Origin of the sequence: Salinicola sp. LHM, from assembly GCF_034479735.1 — a bacterium.
Lineage (GTDB): Bacteria > Pseudomonadota > Gammaproteobacteria > Pseudomonadales > Halomonadaceae > Salinicola > Salinicola salarius.
Window position 1 is genome coordinate 3,052,099 of the sequence record NZ_CP140261.1, and the last position, 20,994, is coordinate 3,073,092.

24 protein-coding genes and 1 tRNA gene are annotated in these 20,994 nt (G+C 63.0%); 7 read left to right on the forward strand and 18 right to left on the reverse strand.

Annotated features, from left to right (window positions below):
* Positions 1-115: 115 nt before the first annotated feature.
* From R5R73_RS13930 to R5R73_RS13970, 9 genes are all read right to left on the reverse strand, one after another.
* Positions 116-811, reverse strand: coding sequence for a hypothetical protein (locus tag R5R73_RS13930; RefSeq protein ID WP_322527828.1), 696 nt, complete (start codon positions 809-811; stop codon positions 116-118).
* A gap of 2 nt (positions 812-813) precedes the next feature.
* A complete protein-coding gene (locus tag R5R73_RS13935; protein ID WP_322527829.1) occupies positions 814-1,473 on the reverse strand; it encodes a site-specific integrase in 660 nt (219 codons plus the stop codon).
* A gap of 20 nt (positions 1,474-1,493) precedes the next feature.
* Entirely contained in the window at positions 1,494-2,303 is an 810-nt protein-coding gene (gene istB / locus R5R73_RS13940; protein WP_322527830.1) for an IS21-like element helper ATPase IstB, read from the reverse strand.
* Positions 2,300-3,481 carry an IS21 family transposase gene (gene istA / locus R5R73_RS13945; protein WP_322527831.1) on the reverse strand — a complete coding sequence of 394 codons (1,182 nt, stop codon included), beginning with the start codon at positions 3,479-3,481 and terminating at the stop codon, positions 2,300-2,302. Before istA ends, istB begins: the two co-directional genes overlap by 4 nt.
* A gap of 82 nt (positions 3,482-3,563) precedes the next feature.
* Positions 3,564-4,148: a tyrosine-type recombinase/integrase gene (locus R5R73_RS13950; protein WP_322527832.1), complete on the reverse strand. Its 585-nt coding sequence runs from the start codon at positions 4,146-4,148 to the stop codon at positions 3,564-3,566.
* A 164-nt stretch (positions 4,149-4,312) separates the two neighbouring features.
* A tRNA-Arg gene (locus tag R5R73_RS13955) sits at positions 4,313-4,389 on the reverse strand.
* Between the two features lie 198 nt (positions 4,390-4,587).
* A complete protein-coding gene (locus R5R73_RS13960; protein WP_322529605.1) occupies positions 4,588-5,313 on the reverse strand; it encodes a tRNA-uridine aminocarboxypropyltransferase in 726 nt (241 codons plus the stop codon).
* Positions 5,314-5,494: 181 nt separating this feature from the next.
* Positions 5,495-6,448 carry a bile acid:sodium symporter family protein gene (locus R5R73_RS13965; RefSeq protein ID WP_416221195.1) on the reverse strand — a complete coding sequence of 318 codons (954 nt, stop codon included), beginning with the start codon at positions 6,446-6,448 and terminating at the stop codon, positions 5,495-5,497.
* A gap of 206 nt (positions 6,449-6,654) precedes the next feature.
* Positions 6,655-7,383, reverse strand: a complete 729-nt coding sequence (locus tag R5R73_RS13970) for an SIR2 family NAD-dependent protein deacylase (protein ID WP_071229952.1) — start codon at positions 7,381-7,383, stop codon at positions 6,655-6,657.
* A gap of 141 nt (positions 7,384-7,524) precedes the next feature.
* Between R5R73_RS13970 and R5R73_RS13975 the strand changes: the two genes are divergently transcribed.
* From R5R73_RS13975 to R5R73_RS13995, 5 genes are all read left to right on the forward strand, one after another.
* Positions 7,525-8,349 carry a pseudouridine synthase gene (locus R5R73_RS13975; RefSeq protein ID WP_322527833.1) on the forward strand — a complete coding sequence of 275 codons (825 nt, stop codon included), beginning with the start codon at positions 7,525-7,527 and terminating at the stop codon, positions 8,347-8,349.
* 38 nt (positions 8,350-8,387) lie between these two features.
* The gene (tcdA, locus tag R5R73_RS13980) at positions 8,388-9,383 is read left to right on the forward strand and encodes a tRNA cyclic N6-threonylcarbamoyladenosine(37) synthase TcdA (protein ID WP_416221196.1); all 996 of its coding nucleotides are present in this window, start codon (positions 8,388-8,390) and stop codon (positions 9,381-9,383) included.
* Positions 9,380-9,610 carry a DUF1653 domain-containing protein gene (locus R5R73_RS13985; RefSeq protein WP_322527834.1) on the forward strand — a complete coding sequence of 77 codons (231 nt, stop codon included), beginning with the start codon at positions 9,380-9,382 and terminating at the stop codon, positions 9,608-9,610. The genes tcdA and R5R73_RS13985 overlap by 4 nt, the downstream gene beginning before the upstream one ends.
* 168 nt (positions 9,611-9,778) lie before the next feature.
* Positions 9,779-10,279, forward strand: coding sequence for a 5-(carboxyamino)imidazole ribonucleotide mutase (gene purE, locus R5R73_RS13990; protein WP_071229955.1), 501 nt, complete (start codon positions 9,779-9,781; stop codon positions 10,277-10,279).
* 2 nt (positions 10,280-10,281) lie between these two features.
* Positions 10,282-11,373, forward strand: coding sequence for a 5-(carboxyamino)imidazole ribonucleotide synthase (locus tag R5R73_RS13995; protein ID WP_071229956.1), 1,092 nt, complete (start codon positions 10,282-10,284; stop codon positions 11,371-11,373).
* A gap of 99 nt (positions 11,374-11,472) precedes the next feature.
* Here R5R73_RS13995 and bfr read toward each other — a convergent pair whose 3' ends face one another.
* From bfr to R5R73_RS14030, 7 genes are all read right to left on the reverse strand, one after another.
* Positions 11,473-11,955 carry a bacterioferritin gene (gene bfr, locus R5R73_RS14000; RefSeq protein WP_071229957.1) on the reverse strand — a complete coding sequence of 161 codons (483 nt, stop codon included), beginning with the start codon at positions 11,953-11,955 and terminating at the stop codon, positions 11,473-11,475.
* 352 nt (positions 11,956-12,307) lie between these two features.
* A complete protein-coding gene (locus R5R73_RS14005) occupies positions 12,308-12,511 on the reverse strand; it encodes a bacterioferritin-associated ferredoxin (protein ID WP_071229958.1) in 204 nt (67 codons plus the stop codon).
* A 98-nt stretch (positions 12,512-12,609) separates the two neighbouring features.
* The gene (locus R5R73_RS14010) at positions 12,610-12,741 is read right to left on the reverse strand and encodes a hypothetical protein (protein WP_322527835.1); all 132 of its coding nucleotides are present in this window, start codon (positions 12,739-12,741) and stop codon (positions 12,610-12,612) included.
* Positions 12,742-12,867: 126 nt separating this feature from the next.
* Positions 12,868-13,626, reverse strand: coding sequence for an aspartyl/asparaginyl beta-hydroxylase domain-containing protein (locus R5R73_RS14015; RefSeq protein WP_083387136.1), 759 nt, complete (start codon positions 13,624-13,626; stop codon positions 12,868-12,870).
* Between the two features lie 20 nt (positions 13,627-13,646).
* Positions 13,647-14,603: a hypothetical protein gene (locus tag R5R73_RS14020; RefSeq protein ID WP_322527836.1), complete on the reverse strand. Its 957-nt coding sequence runs from the start codon at positions 14,601-14,603 to the stop codon at positions 13,647-13,649.
* Positions 14,604-14,629: 26 nt separating this feature from the next.
* Positions 14,630-15,622, reverse strand: coding sequence for a diacylglycerol/lipid kinase family protein (locus R5R73_RS14025; protein WP_322527837.1), 993 nt, complete (start codon positions 15,620-15,622; stop codon positions 14,630-14,632).
* A gap of 10 nt (positions 15,623-15,632) precedes the next feature.
* Positions 15,633-16,835, reverse strand: a complete 1,203-nt coding sequence (locus tag R5R73_RS14030) for a CDP-alcohol phosphatidyltransferase family protein (protein ID WP_322527838.1) — start codon at positions 16,833-16,835, stop codon at positions 15,633-15,635.
* 1 nt (position 16,836) lies between these two features.
* Between R5R73_RS14030 and R5R73_RS14035 the strand changes: the two genes are divergently transcribed.
* Together R5R73_RS14035 and R5R73_RS14040 are read left to right on the forward strand one after the other, a co-directional pair.
* Entirely contained in the window at positions 16,837-17,871 is a 1,035-nt protein-coding gene (locus R5R73_RS14035; protein ID WP_110649994.1) for a metallophosphoesterase family protein, read from the forward strand.
* Positions 17,872-18,130: 259 nt separating this feature from the next.
* Entirely contained in the window at positions 18,131-18,916 is a 786-nt protein-coding gene (locus R5R73_RS14040; RefSeq protein ID WP_322527839.1) for a phosphocholine cytidylyltransferase family protein, read from the forward strand.
* Positions 18,917-18,976: 60 nt separating this feature from the next.
* On the opposite strand, the gene R5R73_RS14045 is transcribed toward R5R73_RS14040, so the two are convergent.
* Together R5R73_RS14045 and R5R73_RS14050 are read right to left on the reverse strand one after the other, a co-directional pair.
* Positions 18,977-19,783, reverse strand: coding sequence for a nucleotidyltransferase family protein (locus tag R5R73_RS14045; RefSeq protein ID WP_322527840.1), 807 nt, complete (start codon positions 19,781-19,783; stop codon positions 18,977-18,979).
* Positions 19,767-20,966, reverse strand: a complete 1,200-nt coding sequence (locus R5R73_RS14050; RefSeq protein ID WP_204352986.1) for a hypothetical protein — start codon at positions 20,964-20,966, stop codon at positions 19,767-19,769. The genes R5R73_RS14045 and R5R73_RS14050 overlap by 17 nt, the downstream gene beginning before the upstream one ends.
* Positions 20,967-20,994: the final 28 nt, after the last annotated feature.

The following is a 20,994-nucleotide window of genomic DNA, read 5'->3' on the forward strand; positions in this document are numbered from 1 at the left end:
GAGAAAGATTTTCTTCTTTACATCTTTGGCATTTTATCAACCAGAAATTCCGGATACCCAGTTTTAGAAGTCCTACACCTGCTGCAAATAATTTGCCCTTGTGGAAGAAATAGTGTCACCTTTTAGGAAAGTTTCTCTCAATCTTGATAAGGGTTTCGGCAATCTGCTTAAGATGGTCGTTTCTTTCAAAGCCAACCTTTCCACCAAGTCTGTTAACATTCTCATATTCTGAGAAGTCGAGAGTGAAGCTGTTTCTTAATGGATTTCCAAATATATCTTTATAAAACACCTCAACATCAACGCATGCTTCGAGAAAGTCTTTTCCCATTTCATTTATTAAAACGACATGGCTCTCGATTTCTTGGCCAATCCCAAGATTTCTGATCCCCTTTTTTATAACTCCGTGCGCATTAAGTCTATCGACTAGCACGTCTTCGCTCTTGAGGCCAGGGTTGTAGCGACGTATCTCGAAGCTAACATCATAAGCTATTCCTCTTCCAAGGTTTTTAATCACCATGGTTCTGTCATTAATGACTCGCCCTTCAGCGAGCTCAAAAACCACTAGAGGCTTTACTTCATCTGTTCTTTGTTTTTGTATTTGCGCATACTGTTGGTTTCTCATTCTCCACGTCTCTAAAGCAAGTACGCAAGTCAAGGCGGCGATCGAAACCGTAGCTAACGCACCAACCATTGCGCTGTAACCACCTAATAGATTGGGTTGTTCCACAGAGACTTTGATTAGGAAGACTACCGCAAAAGCAGATAACATAAACACCAAAAAGTAGAAAATCCCCCTACCCAAACCTTTCATTTCTAATCCTTATAAAGAGAGTCCGCCCAAAACTGCATCATGGCAGGCCGCTGTTCCGGTGCCATGTGTTCAGCATGAGTATAAACGCCTTGGATCCCTGGGAGCTTGTGGGAGAGCTGCATCTCGATCCATTCGCCGGGGAAACCAGCCTCCTTGAGCCCGGTTGCGACAGTATGGCGTGTGCCGTGGGGCACGTGCCGGCCCTCGAAGCCCATTCGCTTGAGCGCCATGCTGAAGGTCATGTTCGACATGATCCTGGTGGCGTCGTTACGGCTGGGGAATAGATGCGGGTAGTGGCCAGAGATTCGCTGCATTTGGCGTAGCGTGGCCATCGCCTGACGTGGTAGCGGAACGCGATGCTGCCGCGCCATCTTCATCCGATCGGCAGGGATCGTCCAGATGGCCTTGTTGAAGTCGAACTCTTCCCACTTGGCCAGCCTTAGCTCGCCTGGGCGTACTGCCGTGAGCAGCAGTAGCTTGAGACCATGCTTGACCAGTTCGTTACCCGTGTAGGCTTCTATGGCCTGGACAAGCTCTGGTACCTCGTCGGCGTTGAGATGGGCCATATGCTTGGACTTGCCGCGTACCAGCGCCACAGCGAGGTCGTTGAGCGGGTTATTGGCCGCCCTTGTCAACGCTGACGAAGCATGTCCGCTTTTCATCGTTTCAGATTGTCCGGTTTTTATCGGTGCTCTTTCATCGGAACCAATTCAGAGTCGTTTGTGGGTTTGTCCTCCTTTGTCGCAAGTGTCGTTACCAGGCCGGCTCGCCGCTTGTCTTTCAGCCGGTAGCTTTCGCCTTTGATGTTCAGGGTCGTTGAGTGGTGAAGTAGCCGATCCAGGATCGCCGTGGCGATGACCTGGTCGCCGAAGATCTCCCCCCAGTCCATGAACGATTTGTTCGAGGTGAGTAGGGTGCTGGCCCGCTCGTAGCGTCGGTTGATCAAGCGGAAGAACAGGCTAGCCTCTTCGCGGGTCATCGGCAGGTAGCCCATCTCATCGAGTACCAGCACTTTGGGGTAGGTCAGTTGCTGGAGTTGCCGATCCAGGCGGTTCTCCTGACGGGCTCGCATCAGGGTGCTAACCAGCCGATCCAGCGTCATGAACAGTACCCGATGGCCGGCTTCGGCGGCCTTCACCGACAGGGCTACGGCGAGATGCGTTTTCCCAACGCCGGGCGGGCCGAGCAGCACGACGTTCTCACCACGTTCGACGAAGCTCAGGCCGGCCAGCTCGCGCACGATCTTATGATCGATACTGGGCTGGAAGCTGAAGTCGAACTGCTCCAGGGTCTTGATCCACGGCAACCGAGCCTGCTTCAGGCGGGACTCCAGGCCCTTCTGATGACGCCCGCCCCACTCCTGGGCGAGAGCCTGTTCGAGGAACTCGCGGTAGTTCAGGTCCTGCTTGCTGGCGTACTCGCAGAGGCTGTCGAGGGAGGCCTGGAGATGTTCCATCTTCAGGCGGTGGAGTAGCGGTTCCAGAGCCATCACAGCACCTCCTCGTAGACCCGCAGGTCACGCTGTTGAACCGACAGGGTCTGCTGCCACAGGGCGGCATGATGCTCTGGTACGGTACGCCATCCAGCCCGTGGCACTTGCAGGCGGTGCTGGGTGATGACATCACCGACCGCGGAGTAAACGGTCAGTTCATCGTCCAGACTCAACCGGATCACCACTGCCTGGCCACAGTAGCGCTCGGGAACGCTGTAGCGGTTGCCACGGACCTCGATGTAGCCATCCCAACCGACCTGGCGTAGATCGTGATAGCGAGTATCGAAGTCCGTCGCTGGCAGCGCCTGAAGCGCCGCCACCTCGTCGGTAAAGCGCTCGGCCGGGGTTTGGCGGAACTGCCTCAACGGCCGCTGATCGGCGACGCGTTCCAACCATAGGAGCAGCAGCTGGTTCAGGTGGGCGACGCTCTCGAAAGCCCGGTAACGCTGGAAGAAGTGCTGCTTCACATAGCCCACCATGCGCTCGGTCTTGCCCTTGGTGCGTGGCCGCTGCGGCCGGCACGCCTTGGGAGCGAAGCCATAGTGATTGGCCAGTTGCAGGAAGCCGGCGTTGAAGATGACGCGGTGATCGCGGTCATGCTTCAACACCGCTGCCTTCTGGTTATCGACCAGCACCGTGCGCGGCACGCCGCCGAAGTGGCGCAAAGCCTGCACCAGCGCCTCGTAGGTGTGTTCGGCGTCCTGACTGGAGGCCGCCCAGGCATGGAAACGCCGCGAATAGCCCAGCGTGTTGACCGCGAAATACACTTTGCAGCGTTGGCTGGCGATGACGGTCTCGATTTCGCCCCAGTCGTGCTGGAGCTGGAAGGCGGGCTGGGTCTCGAAACGTACGGTTCGCTTGCTGGGACGCAGGGCGCGTTTGGGGTGGATGTACATCCGCACCATGGTGGGACCACCGGAGTATCCCTGCTCGCGGATCAACTGGAAGATGACTTCGGCGTTCCAGACGTTGTCGGCCAGCAGTTGATCGATGATCGGCTTGTAGGGATCCAGCTTGCTGGCTCGCGGCCGGCTTGGCCGCCCGGTCGGCGCCTCTTCGCGAGCCAGATGGCGGCGCACGGTCCGTTCACAACAGCCAATCTGATGCGCGATGTCCACGAGGTGGGCGCCTCGCTGATGAAGTTGCCTTATCATGAGAAAGTCCTCTCGGCTTAGCATGGCGCGGCCCTTACAGGTTTGGTCACCAGCAAGGAAAGGTCATGCGGGTCGGGGGGACAATCTGTTTTGATGATTTACGGACTTATAGCGCCGACGCTGACACCCTGTCCGTCACTACAGCAAGCCGGTACACATCGCGGCAAAAGAAGTGAACCTTTCGCTTCTGCTCGTGCTTGCCCTCTCGCTCCAAACGGCGCAGCAGCTCTAGCCACTCCATGGGGGTAATTTCATCCATCCCCTTGTCACCGACGAAGGGGAAAACGTGGCGCTCGAGGGCGGCCCAGCTTCCCTGGGCGCGCCGAGATGACGCTTTCCACTGCTGAGCCTTCCCGGCGTGCCACTCTTGGGCGATCACGCGGAAGGTATGGGCGTGCGGGTTCCGTTCTTGCTCCTTCTCGGCCTTTCGGTGCTCGGCTGGATCGATCCCCTCGACGAGTTGTCGGCGAATGTCCAGCGCAAGCTCTCGCGCCCTGGCGAGCGTAATGGTCGGGTAGACCCCGAGGCTGATCATGTTGCGGCGTTTTGATCCGTCCGGACGGACGTAGCGAAAGCGCCAGCCACGCTTACCGTTGGGCGTGATCCTGAGTTCTAGTCCCGATCCATCGGAAAGGGTTATCACCTTGTCCGCTGGTTTGGTTGATTCGATCTTTCGGGCAGTTAGCGGCATGCAGGTATAGCGACCCTATTCGAACAGACAATAGGCCAAAAACTATACCGTTTGTATGCCAGATTGGGTAGGAATACTGAGGAACAACGAGGAAGGAAATTCTCTAAAAATCTATGCGTTTCAGCGGTTTATTGGAACATCTTGGAACGCTTAGGAAGTCGATCTGGCGCCCGAGGCAGGACTCGAACCTGCAACCCACGGCTTCGAAGGCCGTTGCTCTATCCAGTTGAGCCACTCGGGCGCACGGCGCAGACGATAACATTACCGGGGCCGTTTATGCGAGGCCGTCGGCGCTGGAAATGCACCGGCGCTGGAAATGCACCGGCGCCGAAATGCGGCGCACCAGACGGAAGAGATCGGCCCTTCATCGCCCCTACCCTGCCAGAAGCGGCCTCGCCGATGGGCGAGGCGTATCGGAAAGCGGCGATGGCAGCCGGATTCAGGAGAAAGCGGCGCCGAAGGCGCGACGCTCGAGCAGGCGCTGCATGGCGGCGTTGGGCTTCTCGATCTTGTGATAGAAGCGGCTCGCGGCGTAGCTCTCGTTGAAGGCGTCGAAGTAGTCGTCGAGCACGTTGGCGGCGGTGACGTCGCCGGTATTGCGCAGCAGCTCGGCCGCGACCTCGGCGGTACAGAGATGCGAGGCGGAGGCCGGCTTACGCAGCCGATAGCGTGTCAGCCGGTCCGTGTGGAGCGGCAGCACCGGCAGGTTTTCCAGGTACGGGCTCTTGCGGAAGATCCGCCGCGCCTGACGCCAGGTGCCGTCGATCAGAATGAAGACGGGAATGAAGCCATCCTGCTTGGCGACGACTACGGCACGCTCGTCGACCAAGCGATGCTGATAGTCCGGCTGATCGTCGGGGAAGACCACGTACGGCACGTAGCGCCGGTCCGCCAGCAGCTCGAGCAGCCGTGCCTCCGGCGCGGTGCGATACCAGGTGAAGGTCTGGGTCTGCGGCAGCACGTCGGCGATCAGGCGCCCGGTGTTGGTGGGCTTGTTGTGCTCGTAGGGGTGGGTCAGCAACCACACCTGGGCGTCGCTCGTCGCCGTCACGCGGTACGGGCAGAGACAGTTGAGCACCGGCAGGCGACAGCCGTCGCAGCGTTCGACGAAACTGCCCCGCGCCTTGAATTCGCGGCGCGGCGGGTGCTCGTCTCCGCCAGCCATGTCACGCCGGGCATCAGCATTCGAGAATTCGGTCTCGCTCGGCGACCAGGATTCGGTCGTCAGTTCGGCATCATCACGCATGGATCGGCCCTCTCCGGCCTACGAAAAAGCGGGGCGCGCGCATTCTAGCACTTCGCCCCGCTTTCCTAGCCCCGGAATTAAGACAATATCTGTAGCAATCTCAGCGGCTGATGCTTTCGCCAGCTTCCGATGTGGCGCCACGGGCGGGAATGCCGCGCTGCTTCCAGTAACCCGCCAGCACGGAGCCGGAGACATTGTGCCAGACCGAGAACAGCGCACCCGGCAGCGCGGCGCCGGCAGTGAAGAACTGGTTGGCGAGCGTGACCGCCAGGCCGGAGTTCTGCAGGCCGACTTCGAAGGCGATGGTGCGCGCGGTGCGAATATCGAAGCCCAGCGCTCGGCTCAGCCAGTAGCCACCGGCGAGGCCGATGCCGTTGTGGGCGATGACCGCAATCGCCACGATCGGCCCTAGCGTTGCCAGGTTGCCGGCGTTGAGCGCGACCACGATGGCGATGATCAGCACGATGGCGGCCATGGCGAGCGTCGCCAGTGCCGGTTCGATCTTGCGGATGCGCGCGCCCAGCAGATGATGGACGATGACACCCAGCGCGATCGGCGCGATGACCAGCTGCGCGATGCTCATCAGCATGCCGAGAACCGGCACGTCGATGCTCTGGCCGACCAGCAGCCAAGTGATGAACGGCGTGGCGACGACCGAGATCACGGTGGAAACCATGGTCATCGAGACCGACAGCGCGACGTGGCCGCCGGCAAGCCAGGTCATGACGTTGGAAGAGGTGCCGCCCGCCGTGGCGCCGACCAGGATCATCCCGGTGGTCAGCTCCGGGCTCAGCCCCAGCACGCGCGAAACCAGCAGCGCGGCGACCGGCATGATCAGAAACTGCAGGATGACACCGACGGCGATCGGCTTGGGCGCCTTGATCACGCGGGCGAAGTCTTCGCGGGTCAATGTCAGGCCCATGGCGAACATGATCACCACGAGCAGTGTCTTGATATCCCCCTTCAGCCCGACGAAGAGCTCCGGTGCGAAGGCGGCGATAACGGCCAGCAAGACGGCCCAGACCGGGAACAACCGGTTGATGCGTTCAAACATGATGATGTGTCCTAGCGATAGTTTGGCTCACCGATTGGCGAACCGGGGCCGCTCGAGCGGCTCTGTTGGGGTCGATCCGGAAACGGCAGCGGATCCGGCATCGACCGGGCGCGCTATTTTGCCGCAGCGCGTGCCGCGACTAAATAGGCAAAAAGGCAGGAAGCGCATCGGAGCGAAAATCCGGGCGGAAAAGCCAGACGGGAAAATCAGTCGGCGAAGCCGCCCTGCTCCCGCCAGCGCGCCACCAGATCCGGCACGCCACGGCTGGCCGGTTCGGCAATCGGGCTGACGCCCGGCGGCGCCAGATCGCGGGCGTGCGGGTCGACCAGCCAGCACGGCGCCTCGAACGGCGCCTGATCCAGCAGCAAGGCAGCAGGCATCACCGCCAGCGAGGTGCCGACGACCAGCAGCGCGTCGGCCCCGGCGACGATATCGCACGCCTCGGCATAGCGCGGCACGGCTTCGCCGAACCAGACCACGTCCGGGCGCAGCTGGCTGCCCTTGTCGCACAGATCGCCCAGGGCAATCCGGCCCCCGGTCGCGGGATCGCTCAACGGGTAGCGCAGGTTGGCATCGACCGAGGAACGCGCCAGCAGGATCTCGCCATGCAGATGCAGCACGTGACGCGAGCCGGCGCGTTCGTGCAGGTCGTCGATGTTCTGGGTGACCACGCTGACCCGAAACCCGGCGGCCTCGAGTTCGGCCAGCGCCAGATGCGCGGCGTTAGGCCGTGCCCGGCGGGTCTGCTCGCGGCGCTCGTCGTAGAAGCGCAGCACGGTTTCGGGGTCGCGCGCCCAGGCTTCCGGGGTGGCGACATCCTCGAGGCGGTGGTTTTCCCACAGGCCATCGCCATCGCGAAAGGTCTTGAGGCCGCTTTCGGCGCTGATGCCAGCGCCGGTCAGCACGACCAGATGCGGGGAACGGGTATCACTCATGGCGACAGGCTTCCTGATGTTCGCTGCTTCACTGTTTCCGAGGCTAGCATGCGTCGGACATCCGGGCACTCGGTCAGCCCCTTGAGATCGCCTTCGCCAGCCCCGACAATAGCGCCCTGTTCGTTTACCCAGGCCAGTGCCATGACCGTGCCGCTCACCCCAACCGAGCGCCTTGGGCCGCTGCCGGTGATCTACCGCGATGCGCGCCTGATCGCCGTCGCCAAGCCGCCCGGCATGCTGGTGCATCGCACGGCACTGGCCCGCGGGGAAACCCGGTTCGTGATGCAGACGTTGCGCGATCAGATCGGCCAGCATGTCTTTCCGGTGCATCGCCTGGACCGCCCCACCGGCGGCGTGCTGCTGTTCGCGCTGGACAGCGACGCCGCCGCCGCGCTGACGCGGGCGTTCACCGAGCATCGGGTGAGCAAGCGCTATCTGGCCGTGGTTCGCGGCTGGGGGCCGGAGACGGTGAGTGTCGATGCGCCCCTGCGCGAGGAAGATGGCATCCGGCCCAAGGCGGAGATGCCCGCGCACCCGGCGCTGACCCACTTCCGGCGGCTGGCGACGGCGGAGATTCCGGTGGAGATCGATCGCTATCCGCAGTCGCGCTATTCGCTGATGGAAGCACGGCCGGAGACGGGCCGGCGCCATCAGATCCGGCGTCATCTGGCGCGCTGCGGCCACCCGATCATCGGTGATGCCAAGCACGGCAAGGGCGTTCACAATCGCTACTTCCGCGATCATCTGGACTGCCCGCACCTGCTGCTGTCGGCGGTGGCGCTGGAATTTCGCCACCCGTTCGAGGGCCGCCAGCTAAGACTGGAAGCGGCGTCCGACGATCACTTTTCCGCCCTGCTGGCCCGGTTCGGCTGGCAGAGGCATCTGACGCAGAATGGCGCCCACTGGATGACGCCCGCCACGAGCGCGGCCCGGGCCGAATCCGAATCGGTCGACGCTATTCCTTGACCGAAAACCGGTGATCGAAAATCGGTGATCGAAACTCCATGAGCGAGGATTCCATGATCCACGACAGCTCTCCCGGCGCTGGCAGCGTTGACGCCGGCAGCGACGACTACGATTTCCGCTTTGGCGGTATCCGGCGTCTCTACGGCGCCCGGGCGGCCAATGCGTTCCGCCGCGCGCACGTCGTGGTGATCGGCGTGGGCGGCGTCGGCAGCTGGAGCGCCGAGGCGCTGGCGCGCTCCGGGATCGGCAAGCTGACCCTGATCGACCTGGACGATGTCTGCGTTTCCAACGTCAATCGCCAACTCCACGCGCTGGACGGCCAGATCGGCAGGCCCAAGGTCGAGGTGCTGGCGGAGCGCTGCCGCGCCATCTGGCCGGGTATCGAGATTCACGCCGATGCAGCCTTCATCACGCCGACCAATCTGGCCGAGCGGATTCCGGCCGATGCCGATCACGTGATCGACGCCATCGACCACGTCGGCGCCAAGGCGGCGCTGATCCACTACTGCAACCGGCGCAAGCTGCCGATCACGGTAACCGGCGGCGCCGGCGGCCAGAGCGATCCGACCCGCGTGCGCGTGGCCGATCTCAGCCGCACCGAGCACGATCCGCTGCTGGCCAAGGTGCGCTCGAAGCTGCGCCGGGATCACGGCTTCTCGCGCAATCCCAAGCGCCGCTTCGGCGTCGAGTGCGTCTACTCCGACGAGCAACTGGTCTACCCCGGCGACGATGGCGAGGTCTGTCTGCAGAAGCCGGCGCCGGGCCAGGCCACGCGGCTCGACTGCGCTGCCGGCTTCGGTGCGGTGAGCGTGGTCACCGGCACTTTCGGTTTCGTCGCGGCCGGCCGTGTTCTGACCCGGCTCGCCGATAAAACCAAGCGCGCGGCCGACGACGCACAGACATCGGCCGCCACCTCGGCAACGACGTCAAAGGCATCGAACACAGCGACGACGACCTCAACGACGTCAACGCCAACGCCAACGCCAACAACATCAACGACAGCGCCGGCCGCTACCCGGGAGACCTCCTCATGAGTGAACAGCACAAGCCCGTGCCGGGCATCTATCGCCACTACAAGGGTCAGCTCTACGAGGTGCTGGACGTGGCCCAGCACAGCGAAACCGAGGAGTGGCTGGTGGTCTATCGGGCGCTCTACGGCGACTACGGCTTGTGGGTGCGCCCGCTCACCATGTTCTGCGAGCAGGTCAGCGTCAGCGACGAGCCGGTGGCCCGGTTTGCCCTGGAAAAGGCGTTTCGCTGAACGCTGCCGGCGGATGGCGGTTCGCGCGGAAAAGATCTGCAGTCAATGTCGGCTAAAAGATTAACGGCTGATCGATTCTCCGTATTCCCGTACAATTCGCTGCTTTCCAAACGACGGTCCGATAACCCCCTACCAAGGACCGGCGAACCATTTCCCACGGGAGGAAGCATGAGCGTACGCGTCGGCGTGATCATGGGCTCGAAGTCGGACTGGTCGACTCTCTGCCATACCGTCGAGACCCTGGAAAAGCTGGGTATCGAGCATGAAACCAGGGTGGTCTCCGCCCACCGCACGCCGGATCTGCTGTTCGAGTACGCCGAAACCTCCGCCGACCGGGGCCTGGAAGTGATCATCGCCGGTGCCGGCGGCGCCGCCCATCTGCCGGGCATGTGCGCCGCCAAGACGCGGCTGCCGGTGCTCGGCGTGCCGGTGAAGTCGAGCACCCTTTCCGGGGTCGATTCGCTGCTTTCCATCGTGCAGATGCCGGCCGGCATTCCCACCGCGACGCTGGCGATCGGCCGTGCCGGCGCGATCAACGCCGCCCTGCTCGCCGCCGCCATGCTGGCCAACCACGACGAGCGCATCCGCGAGGCGTTGGAAGCCTTCCGCGCCGAGCAGACGCAGCAGGTGCTCGACAATCCCGACCCTCGACCCGAAGACCAGGAGTGACTATGCGTATCGGAATCGTCGGTGGCGGCCAACTGGGGCGCATGCTTGCCCAGGCGGGCGCGCCGCTGGATCTGCGTTTCACCTTTCTCGATCCCGGCGCCGAGCCGTGTGCTGCTGCGCATGGAGAGCACCTGCAGGCCGACTGGCAGGATGCCCAGGCGCTGAGCACGCTGACCGCGACCTGCGACGCGATCACTTTCGAATTCGAGAACGTGCCGGCCGAAGCCGTCGAGCGTCTGGCCGAACAACGCCCGGCCTATCCGCCCGCCTCGGCGCTGGCGACGGCGCGGGATCGCTGGCTCGAGAAGTCGCTGTTCCGCTCGCTGGATATCGACGTGCCGCCGATCGCCCGGATCGACAGCCAGGCCGATATCGACACCGCGGTGGACGAGATCGGCCTGCCGGTGGTGATCAAGACCCGCACGATGGGCTACGACGGCAAGGGCCAGAAGGTGCTGCGCGCGCCGGAAGATGTCGCCGGGACGTTCGACGAGCTGGGCGGCGTGCCGCTGATTCTCGAGGGCTTCATCGATTTCGATCACGAGATCTCGGTGATCGCCGTGCGCGGCCGTGACGGCGAGATCCGCCACTGGCCGGTGGTGCGCAACGAGCATCGCCAGGGCATCCTGCACTGCTCGGTGCCGCAGGTTTCCCATCCGCTGCAGGCACAGGCGGAAGACTACGCCAGCCGGGTGATGAACGAGCTCGACTATGTCGGCGTGATGGCGTTCGAGTTCTTCGTCACCGCGGCGGGGCTGCTCGCCAACGAGATCGCCCCGCGAGTGCATAACTCCGGCCACTGGAGCATCGAAGGCGCGGTGACCAGCCAGTTCGAGAACCACGTCCGCGCGATCGCCGGGCTGCCACTGGGCGAGACCGCACGCCTGGCGCCGTGTGCGATGCTCAACGTGATCGGCGCCTTCCCCGAGCGCGACGCCGTGCTCGCTCTGCCCGGCACCCGCTGGCACGATTACGGCAAGGCGCCCCGCCCCGGCCGCAAGATCGGTCACATCACGGTGCTCGCGGCCGACGACGAGACGCTGACCCAGCGCATCGAGGCCGTCGAGGCACTGCTGGTCAATGAGCTGGGCTGAGCCGGAAAAATCGGCGGTCCACAGCAAAAAAGCCCCGATGTCGATGACATCGGGGCTTTTGCGTATGCGTAAAGTGCGTGCCTGATCAGGCGTCGCGCCTCACTCCTTGTCCGTCGTGAACATGTGCTTCTGCAGATAGTTCTGGATGCCGACCTTGTCGATCAGGCCCAGTTCCGCTTCGAGCTTGTCGATGTGCTCTTCTTCGTCGTCGAGGATCTTGATGAACAGATCGCGGCTGACGTAGTCGCGGACGGATTCGCAGTAGGGAATCGCTTCCTGCAGGTCGGCGCGAGCCTTGTGCTCGATCTTGAGATCGCTCTCGAGCATCTCCTGGCAGTTCTCGCCGATGTTCAGCTTGCCCAGATCCTGCAGGTTGGGAATGCCTTCCAAGAACAGGATGCGCTCGATCAGCCTGTCGGCGTGCTGCATCTCTTCGATGGATTCTTCGTACTCCCACTTGGCCAGCACGCTCAAGCCCCAGTCCTTGTACATCTTGCTGTGCAGAAAGTACTGGTTGATCGCGACCAGCTCGTTGCCGAGCACGGTGTTGAGATAGGAAATGACCTTGGCGTCGCCTTTCATTGTCGTATTCTCCTCATTGCCTCGAGCGATTCGCATCGAGTGATTGGTCTCTGGCGATGGGGAGGCACGTTCCGGCCACGCTCTCCCGTCTGGACCACGCTACCACAATCGGCAGCGTCGATCCGATAGAGGCAGTATCGCTCAGCGAGAGAATAAATGACAACTATTACAGTAGGTTACGACAAGATCTCATCTGCAAGCCGTTGGCAGATGAAAACGCGGCTGATAATGACTTGCGTCCTGAAGTTACGAGTTACGAGCTGCGAAGACAAATATCGACCAACGCTCGACGTTCACAGCTATTTAGTTCGATGCCCGAAGCCAGGCTTAGGAAAGCATTCCGTAATCCAGCTCATACCGCGTAGGCGAGATCCGGATCCATCGTCAGTTCCTGGCTGATCGCCTCGCGCATGATGCTCTTGCCCGTACAGGCGCACTTGCCGCACTGGCCGGCACAGCCGGTCGTCTCGCGGACTTCGCGCCAGCTGCGGGCACCGTCCGAAACGGCATTTTCGATATCGCGGTCGGTGACCCCTACACAGAGACAGACGTACATAAACACCTCGCTTGGCATTACGAAGTGAAATGTAAATTATTCTCATAATGAATCGCAAGACCGAACCGCGAAAAAAACATGGTCAACTTCGCCATCGTTCAGGAGATCCGTGACGCATCCCCCGGCACCCGCACGGCAACTGGCACCAGCACGGCAACTGGCACCAGCACGGCAACTGGCACCAGCACGGCAACTGGCACCAGCACACCGCAGATCATGGCAGCCATCATGATATAGCCAAAGGAATCTCAAAGCCCGGCGGGCCAGATCTCGCCAAGAGCGATCAATTCGTCAAGACGGTCGATAAAGCGCAGTCCGGCCGATACCCTCCCAGGTACCGTCAAGCATGGCATAGGCTAGCGCTGCGACCAGCGCTGCTGGTTCCTGCGCGCGCGCTGCACGTAGGGCGACAAGCGAATCAGATTGAAGACCAAGCGGTTGACCAGTGCGCCCGGGAAGCGCATAGGCCGCATGACATCCAGAAACAGCACCACCCTGACGCCGTCGGTGTCGTTCCACACCTCGTGCTCGTAGGTATCGTCGAACAGCAGACTGCCGCCTTCCCGCCAGTAGCCGGTGTCGTCGCCGACGCGGATGCGGCAACGCTCGCGCGGTTCCGGTACCCGCAGCCCCAGATGGTAACGCATCACGCCCTTGTAGGGGCCGCGATGCGGCGGGATGTGCTTGCCGGGTGCGAGGATCGAGAAGAACGCGGTCGTCATTCCCGGCACGCTTTCGATCAGGCGGGTCGTTTGGGGACAACGCGCGCAGTTGTCATCCATGCGATAACCGTAGCCGTAGAAGAAGAAGGTCTTCCAGCGATCATCCTGGCTGATGCGTGCCTGGTCCTGCGAAATGTCCTGGAAATTTGGCAGCGCATCACGCTCGCGCAGGATGTCATCGAGTTCCGTACGAATGGCCTGCCATTCGGCTTCCAGCGGACTGACCCAGGCAAACTCGGCAGGATCGAAGAAGGTGGGATCGCCTACCCGGGAATGACGGGCGATAAAGCGATCTACCGAGACCAGCAACCTGCGCCCGGTCTTGATGTACCAGGGCTTCCTGCGCTTGGCAGGAGGCCCTGCTTCAGTTGGAGGGGGTGAGGACTCTTTCATGATGCTCGTCTCCTCGTATATCAGCGCAGCACACGCTCGCGCAGCAACCGCCACAGTAGCGGCCAGCCGAACAGCAACGGATAGCGGCGCAAGCGGTCATTGACGGAAATTTGCCGGCCACTGTGGCGTTCCAGCTTCCAGGCTATGTAATCGACACCGTTTTCAAAGGTCAGAACCGCCTTCATCAGTCTGGCGATGTGCAGGATATGTCCCTGTCGGCGTCGCCAGCGCCAGACGCGTCGTCCCCGGCGGCGCTGTGCCGCTTCCAGTACATTGCGATAGTGGTCGTTGCCGGTCGCCGACAGCCCAGGCAGCGCCTCGGCCGCCGCTGCCAGCCGCCCGCGGTATTCCGCCTCCTGTCCAGCCAGCAGCGAGGCCGGGCGCGATGCGCCTTCGGGTCGCAGCTCGACACCGTAACTCAGCGCGAGGGCCCGCTGCCAGCCCTCGGCGGCCTCGAAGGTGTCCGGCAGACAGGGCAGCGCAGCATGCCACAACGCGAGCACTGCCCCGGCCAAGGCGTCGTTCACCCGCATCCGGGTGGCTTCATCGCGGCAATAGGCCAGGCGACAGGGCTGGGCGAAGCGCCCCCACAGATAGCTTTCGAACCAGCGTGTCGCCCCCTGTGCGAAGTCATCGAGGGTGATGACCGCGCACTTGGCGCGCAGACGCCGCCCCTGGGCATCCTGTGTCTCGAGATAGAACACGTTAGGTGGCAGCCAGGCGTTGACCAGCCGCAGCAGACGGCGATCGTAGACGGCGGCGTAGCGGTCGACCAGCGCATAGAGATCGACCACGCCATCACCCGGATCGTGGCTACGCAGGCAGGAGCCGTAGAAGAGCACCGCGCAGGTAGCCTGACCGAAACGCTCCTGCACGCGGGCCACCAGCGGTGCCACCCCCTCGGGCTGCGGACGGGCGGCCTGTTCGGCCACCTGAGCGACCAGCGCCGCGGGCGGAGATAAATGGAGGGTACGCATGGGGCCTCGGAGGATGGACGAGAAAATCATGGGAAGACGAGAAAATCGATCGCCAGCGTCGCCGACAGCTCGATGGCCTCGCCAGGTTCGGCGCGGAAGCGTTCACCGTCGAGGATGCCGCCGGCATCGAGCTCCAGACGCAGCGACGTCAGGTTGCGGCTGACATAGCCTTCCCCGTCGCGTACGGCGCGGCCGCCACGCCCGCGCAGAATGGCCGGCAAGCGCCGCCACAGGGCGCGCGGTGGGTAGCGTACCGCGGTAAAATGCAGCGGCGCGGACTGTTCTCCCCAGAACGGTCGCGAGCCCAGCAGCAGCCGCTCGAGGGTCGATACCAGTACCAGCAGGTAACGGCCTTCCAGCACCTCGTCGCGATCCAGCACCAGCCGGCACGACGCAGCAGGCAGCAGCGGATGGGGCCGGCCACGCAGCATCGACACCATCACCCGCAGGAAGGCCAGGCGTGGCCCCCAAGCGCCCGCTACCGGACCGCAACGTACCCGGCTGTTGAAGTAGTCGACGCCGGTCTGGATCGCGCCGCTACCGAAGAACAGGCCATACTGCACCGCCTCCGGGCGCCCCAGCGCCAGGCGCACGAGTGGGCGGGAACAGCAGTGCGGCGCCGGGCCCCTGCGTTCGAGCCAAGCCGCCAGCCTGGTCAGCGCGACAGGCGGCTGGCAGCGCGTGCCGAGATCGGCGGCGCTCATGTTGGTCGTGCCGCCGCCAATCACCAGCAGCTTCGGCAAGGTCTCGGCCGGTAGTGCCAGGTCGCGCAGCAGGCCGGTCAGGGCCGCCTGCAGCGTGCCGTCACCCCCCGCCACCGCGATCAGTTCGACACCTTCGGCATGAAACGCACGCAACGTCTCGACAACCGCCTCCGGCGTCGTCGCCTCGTGATAGACGAACAACGCCGCCTGCTGCTCGGCAATGCGGCGGATCGCCTCCAGATGGCGGCGGTTGCGCCCGCTGTGCGGATTGCACAATACGCCAACCCGGCGCGGGAGATCAGCGGGATGAAGCATCGGCGGTGCCCTACCCGCCCGAGCGGATGGCGGGAAAGGTGAACCAGCGTACCATCAGCGGATGGCGTCCGGCGCGCGGGTCGTCGCTGTATAGCCAGGCCCGAGGCGGCTCGCCCTTGGCGCGGGCCAGCAGCCCTTGCGCGAGGCGCACCGCCAGGACCAGTGTCGAGAGCAGTGTCCAGAGCGTGACCAGGACCAGGCCGATATAGGGCAAGCCTGCCCACCAGGCCAGCGTCAACAGGATCATATTGGGGTTGCGGCGCGCGGTGACCAGGCGGTTGACCGAGTCGAAGGGGCGCCAGGTGAACATCGAGAATGGCGCCGCGAACTTGAACCCTCCCTCGCACAAGCGTCCGCCGACATAGCCGATCACGGTCAGCCACAACAGCATCGTCACATCCGCGGTGCCGGCGGCCAGGCCAACGCCCCAGGCGATGTACCACAACGGCGGGTGGACCAGGTCCAAGGCGTGATCGAAAACGTTGCCGAAGCGGCTCGACGTCAACGTCACGCGGGCCAGCTTGCCGTCCACCGTATCGAGGAAGGTCATGATCCAGCCGGCGAGCAGGCCGGCGCCGAACTCGCCGTACCCGAACAGCACCCCGGCCAAGATCGCCAGCACGTAGCTCAGCGACGTCACGTGATTGGGCCGCAGCCCCCAGCGCACGCATAGCCGGGTGACGGCGCGTGCCGGCAGCGGCCAGGCCCATTTGGTGACGAGATCGGTCACGCCCTTGTAGGCGGCACTGAACAGGGCGTTTTCGAGACGTCGGCGTGCCGACGCCGACACCCGGGCCACCCAGGGCGTATCGAACTTGCGCAGTTTCGACTGCTCGCTGCTGGCCACGGCGGGAGGCGCCAAGCGTTTCAACGCCGACAATGGCCCATTGGCCAGGGAGGGGCGCGTATTCGGCGGCCACTGATCGGCGCATGCCCGTACGGCGACTACGCTGTCATCGCTGGGGTCAGTGAGCGCGAGTTGCCCGGTTTGGCTATCCAGCAGGCCATTCAGCACGCGTTGATCGTAAATGTAGTCGGCGCGCAGAACGAGGATATCGGTGCCGGGCTGATCGCTGCCGGACCCGGGGGACGTGGCGTCATCCGCGAGGATCACGTTGGACAGCGGTGCCAGCGATTTCACCAGCCGCTGACGAGGCGTCAGACCCCATAACTGGACAGGCGAATCCTCTTCGAAATATACGCGTATCGTCATCATGCCACCAATGATCCTTTTCCTTTCAAAATCCTGCGATTATATTATGCCGATGACGACGAAGGCACCCCCGATTTTCGCTGGGCAAGATATGTCGCTGTGCCTGGCGCATCTCTCCGACCCCCATCTGACCTCTTTCGACATGCCGCCATGGAAAGAGTTGTTCAACAAGCGTGCCTTAGGATACTGGGCTTGGCGACGCAAGCGCCGGCACGTGCATCGGGCGGAGGTGCTGGCGACGCTTGTCGACGACCTGCGCGGTGCGGCGCCCGACCACATTGCCGTGACCGGCGACCTGACGCATCTTGGCACGCCTGCCGAATGTCGTCAGGCGCTGACGTGGCTACAAGCGCTGGGCGCACCGCATGACGTCTCCGTCGTCCCCGGCAATCATGACGCCTATGCACCGGCGCCATGGGCCGGCACCGTCGGGCTGTGGCGTGACTACATGCATGATGAAATGCGTGAAACGATGGGCGACGCAACGGCACCGAGTGATGCACCGCTTGTGCCGCGCTTCCCCTTCGTTCGCTATCGTGGACCGGTCGCGTTGATCGGCGTCTCTACGGCGATACCCACGCACTGGCCTTTGGCTACCGGCGCGCTTGGTGATGCACAGCTCGTGCGCCTGGAGCGCTGTCTGCACCGGGCGGGGCGCGAGGGTCGCTTTCGTATCCTGTTGATCCATCATCCGTTACAGCGCAACGCCGTGAACTGGCGCAAACGCCTCACCGATGCGCCGGCGCTGCGTCGCGTACTGGCACGCGCGGGCGTCGAGCTAGTCCTGCATGGTCACGCCCATTGCCGCATGGACGCCTGCCTGCCCACGCCGCACGGGCAGGCAGCGGTGTTCGGAGCGCCCTCGGCCTCGCTGCTGCCGAACGACGACGTGACGAAGGCTGCCGGGTACACGCTGTTCCGCATCGCGCGCCAGGTGGATCGCTGGACCCTGACGGCAACGCACCGCTACCTGAGTGAAGCCGGGCGCTTGCACGTCTGTTCGAGCGCGACTTGGCACTGGGCTTCGGTCCCGTAACGCGGAAAGAAGTCGGGTAGCGGCAGGTCGAATGGAAACTGGATTCGATTCAATAACCGTGTTGCACTCAGAAGCTGTATCCACCGGGTAAGCCTTTGTTCAGGTCTAGATGATACATTCAAAAGTGAATGAGCAGGGTAAAATTGCTAAAGTCGAGTGCCGTAACGAAAGGCAGCGCCTGGCTCTCAGCACCAAGGAGCGGGCGCTCGCCTTCCCGGCCTTCATGCACAGCACCATACAGACGAGACATCGACCCACCATGCAGCAATCGAATCCTTCGCGGCCACGCCAAGCCATCCTTCTCAGCGCCGGCCAAGGCAAACGTCTATTGCCTTATACCGAACATTGTCCCAAGTGTCTCATTCGCCTTGGCGACAAGACCGTCATCGAACATCAGATCGATCATCTGCTCGCCGCCGGTTTCGAGCGGATCACCGTCGTACTCGGCTATGGCATCGAACAAGTGACGCAATGCCTGCATGATCGCTATGCAGATGATCTGGTCGATATCGTCTTCAACCCCTTCTATGAGGTCGCCGATAACTTGGCCAGCTGTTGGATGGCGCGCGAGGCGATGCGGGAAGACTTCCTGCTGCTCAATGGCGATACCCTGTTCGACCAGCCGGTGGTGGAACGCTTGCTGGAGGCGCCGCAGCATCCGGTCACCCTGGCCATCGACCGCAAGGCGCGCTATGACGCCGACGACATGAAGGTCAGCCTGCACGGCGATCGCCTGGTGCGGGTCGGCAAGACGCTCGATCTGGATACGGTAAACGGCGAGTCGATCGGCATGATGACCTTCCGCGGCGCAGGCGCGGCGCTGTTCCGCGACACGCTGGAACGCATCATGCACGACCCTGAGGCGCTCAAGCGCTGGTATCTGAGCGTGATCGACGAACTTGCGGCAAGCGGCAACATTTTCGTCCAGTCCATCGAGGGGTTGCGCTGGGCGGAACTCGACTTTCCCAAGGATCTCGAACAGGCGCGCGATCTGGTGACTCGCTGGCAGACCCGCGACGCGACGGTGGAGGCCGCGCGCGGCTGAACGTCTCTTCTCCTTCTCGGACCCGTCGGCTTCTGCGAGCGCTGCCAGGCTCCTAGCCGATCAGCGTTCGCCGGCGAGAATCGCTTCGACCAGTTGCCGGTCGGCGGGCGTGTCCACGTCGACGGCCGCCTCGGCATGATCCAGCACTACGGCCCGGATGCGTATGCCGAGACGGCGGGATAGCCTGTCCAGGGCCTGCTCGAGCGTCAGACGTCCGAGCAGGTAACGCAGCACCGCCGCCCAGCCCAGCGCTCCGCCGATGACCCGCCAGGGCCGCTTGCGTTGCTGTTCGACCTGGCGCCAGAAGTCGGCGAGCGCGCGGCCTTGCGGTGTGGTGAAGACAAACAGGTTGCAGCCGCAGTAGGGACCGTCGGACAGCCGTATCGCCGTGCGTCGCGTATCGGGGAAGCGCCTCGTCACTGTCTCCAGGCGTGCCACGCCCACCACGAAATCGCCATCGCTGGCCAAGGCGCGACCGACAAACGCGGTGACGATGGTCGGCGTCAACAGGGCATGATCGGCGGTGGTCACCATGACCGGCACGTCATCGGGCAGCGACCGCAGGGCGACGCCGACGCTGGCGCTGGGCGTCGCGGCATTCTCCACCCAGCTCACATCGTCGCGGCTAAGCAGCTCGCCAAGCACCGGATCGTGTTCGATGATCGCCGCCGACGGTCCGGCTAGACAGATACGCGCGATACGCGCACTGCCGTCGAGCGCGCCGAACACGCGACGCAGCATCGGTACACCGGCGACCGGGGTCAACGCCTTGCAGGCGACACCGGCCTCCCGCGTGACCGGGTCGTCGACGCCGCGATCCGCCGCCAGCACCACGGCCGCAATCTGCCCTTCAGAGATGCTTTTCATAGAGACGGTAACGTTTGTAGAGGTCGGTTCCGATATGCTCGAGGATATTTCGCATGCCAGCGTTGTCCTCGAGTATCCAGGACATTTCCACAGCTTCGATGCCATGGCGGATGAGCGACGCCTGGATCGACTCGATCAACACCAAGGCAAGCGTCGGCCCGAGGCGACTGAACTGGTATTCACTGCGTACCCCCATCAGCGGCACGCGTCCGGTCTTTGGCCTGCGCACCTTGAGTCGCCATAGCAGACGCAGCCAACCCACCGGCCACAAGCGTCCGTGCAGTGGCGCGATCGCCTCGTTGAGGTTGGGCAAGCCGACAATGAACGCGACGGGCTTGGCGTCGATCTCGGCGATCTGGATCAACTCCGGCGGCACCAGCATCTTCAGGCTGGTGCCCAACTCGTTAAATTCGGCTTCGGTGAACGGTACGAATCCCCAGTTCTTTGCCCAGGCGTCGTTGAAAATGTCGCGTAGAATATCGAGTTCTTCGTCGAAGCGGTCGCGACGCAGGGGGCGTAGGTGAATTCGCTCGCGCCGACGATCGATCATGCGCCTCATCGTTGGCGTAAAATTCACGCCACGTGTCGACATCCAATAGGCGAGCAGATCCTTGGCGGGCGTATAGCCTTGCGCCTCGACGTGGGAGGCATAGTAGCGCCCGGCATGTCCCATCATCATCGAAGGCGGCCACTCGAAACCGTCAACCAGCAATCCGCACTCCTCGTTGATGGTCAAGTTGTAGGGACCGGTTATGTGCCGCGCGCCACGCTCGCGCAGCCAGGTCTCCGCAGCGGTGAACAGCGCCGCGAATACGGCGGGGTCGTCGATGGCGTCGAGCATGCCGAAATGGCCGCTATCAGCGCCGTGATACTGGCGGTGGAGGCTGTCAGTCTGGGCACTGATCCGCCCTACCGGTCTATCGCCAGACCAGGCGATGAACCCCTGCCAGGTGACATGGTCGAAGGCCGGGTTCTTGGTCAGATGCAGGCGTCGCTCCAGGTGCAGCGGTTCAACCCATTGCGGATCATCCCGCAGCAGGTCGCCCGGCAAACGCACGAAGGTAGCCAGATCCCGGCGCCCTTTGACCGGCCTGACGTCAATCTCGGCAGGCGAGTGACGGGGGGCGGCGTGATGATGAGTGTCGGAAGAGACACGCACTTCGGAAGGAGCGTTACTATTCACGTGAAGCCTTAAGCATGCCATCGCCTCA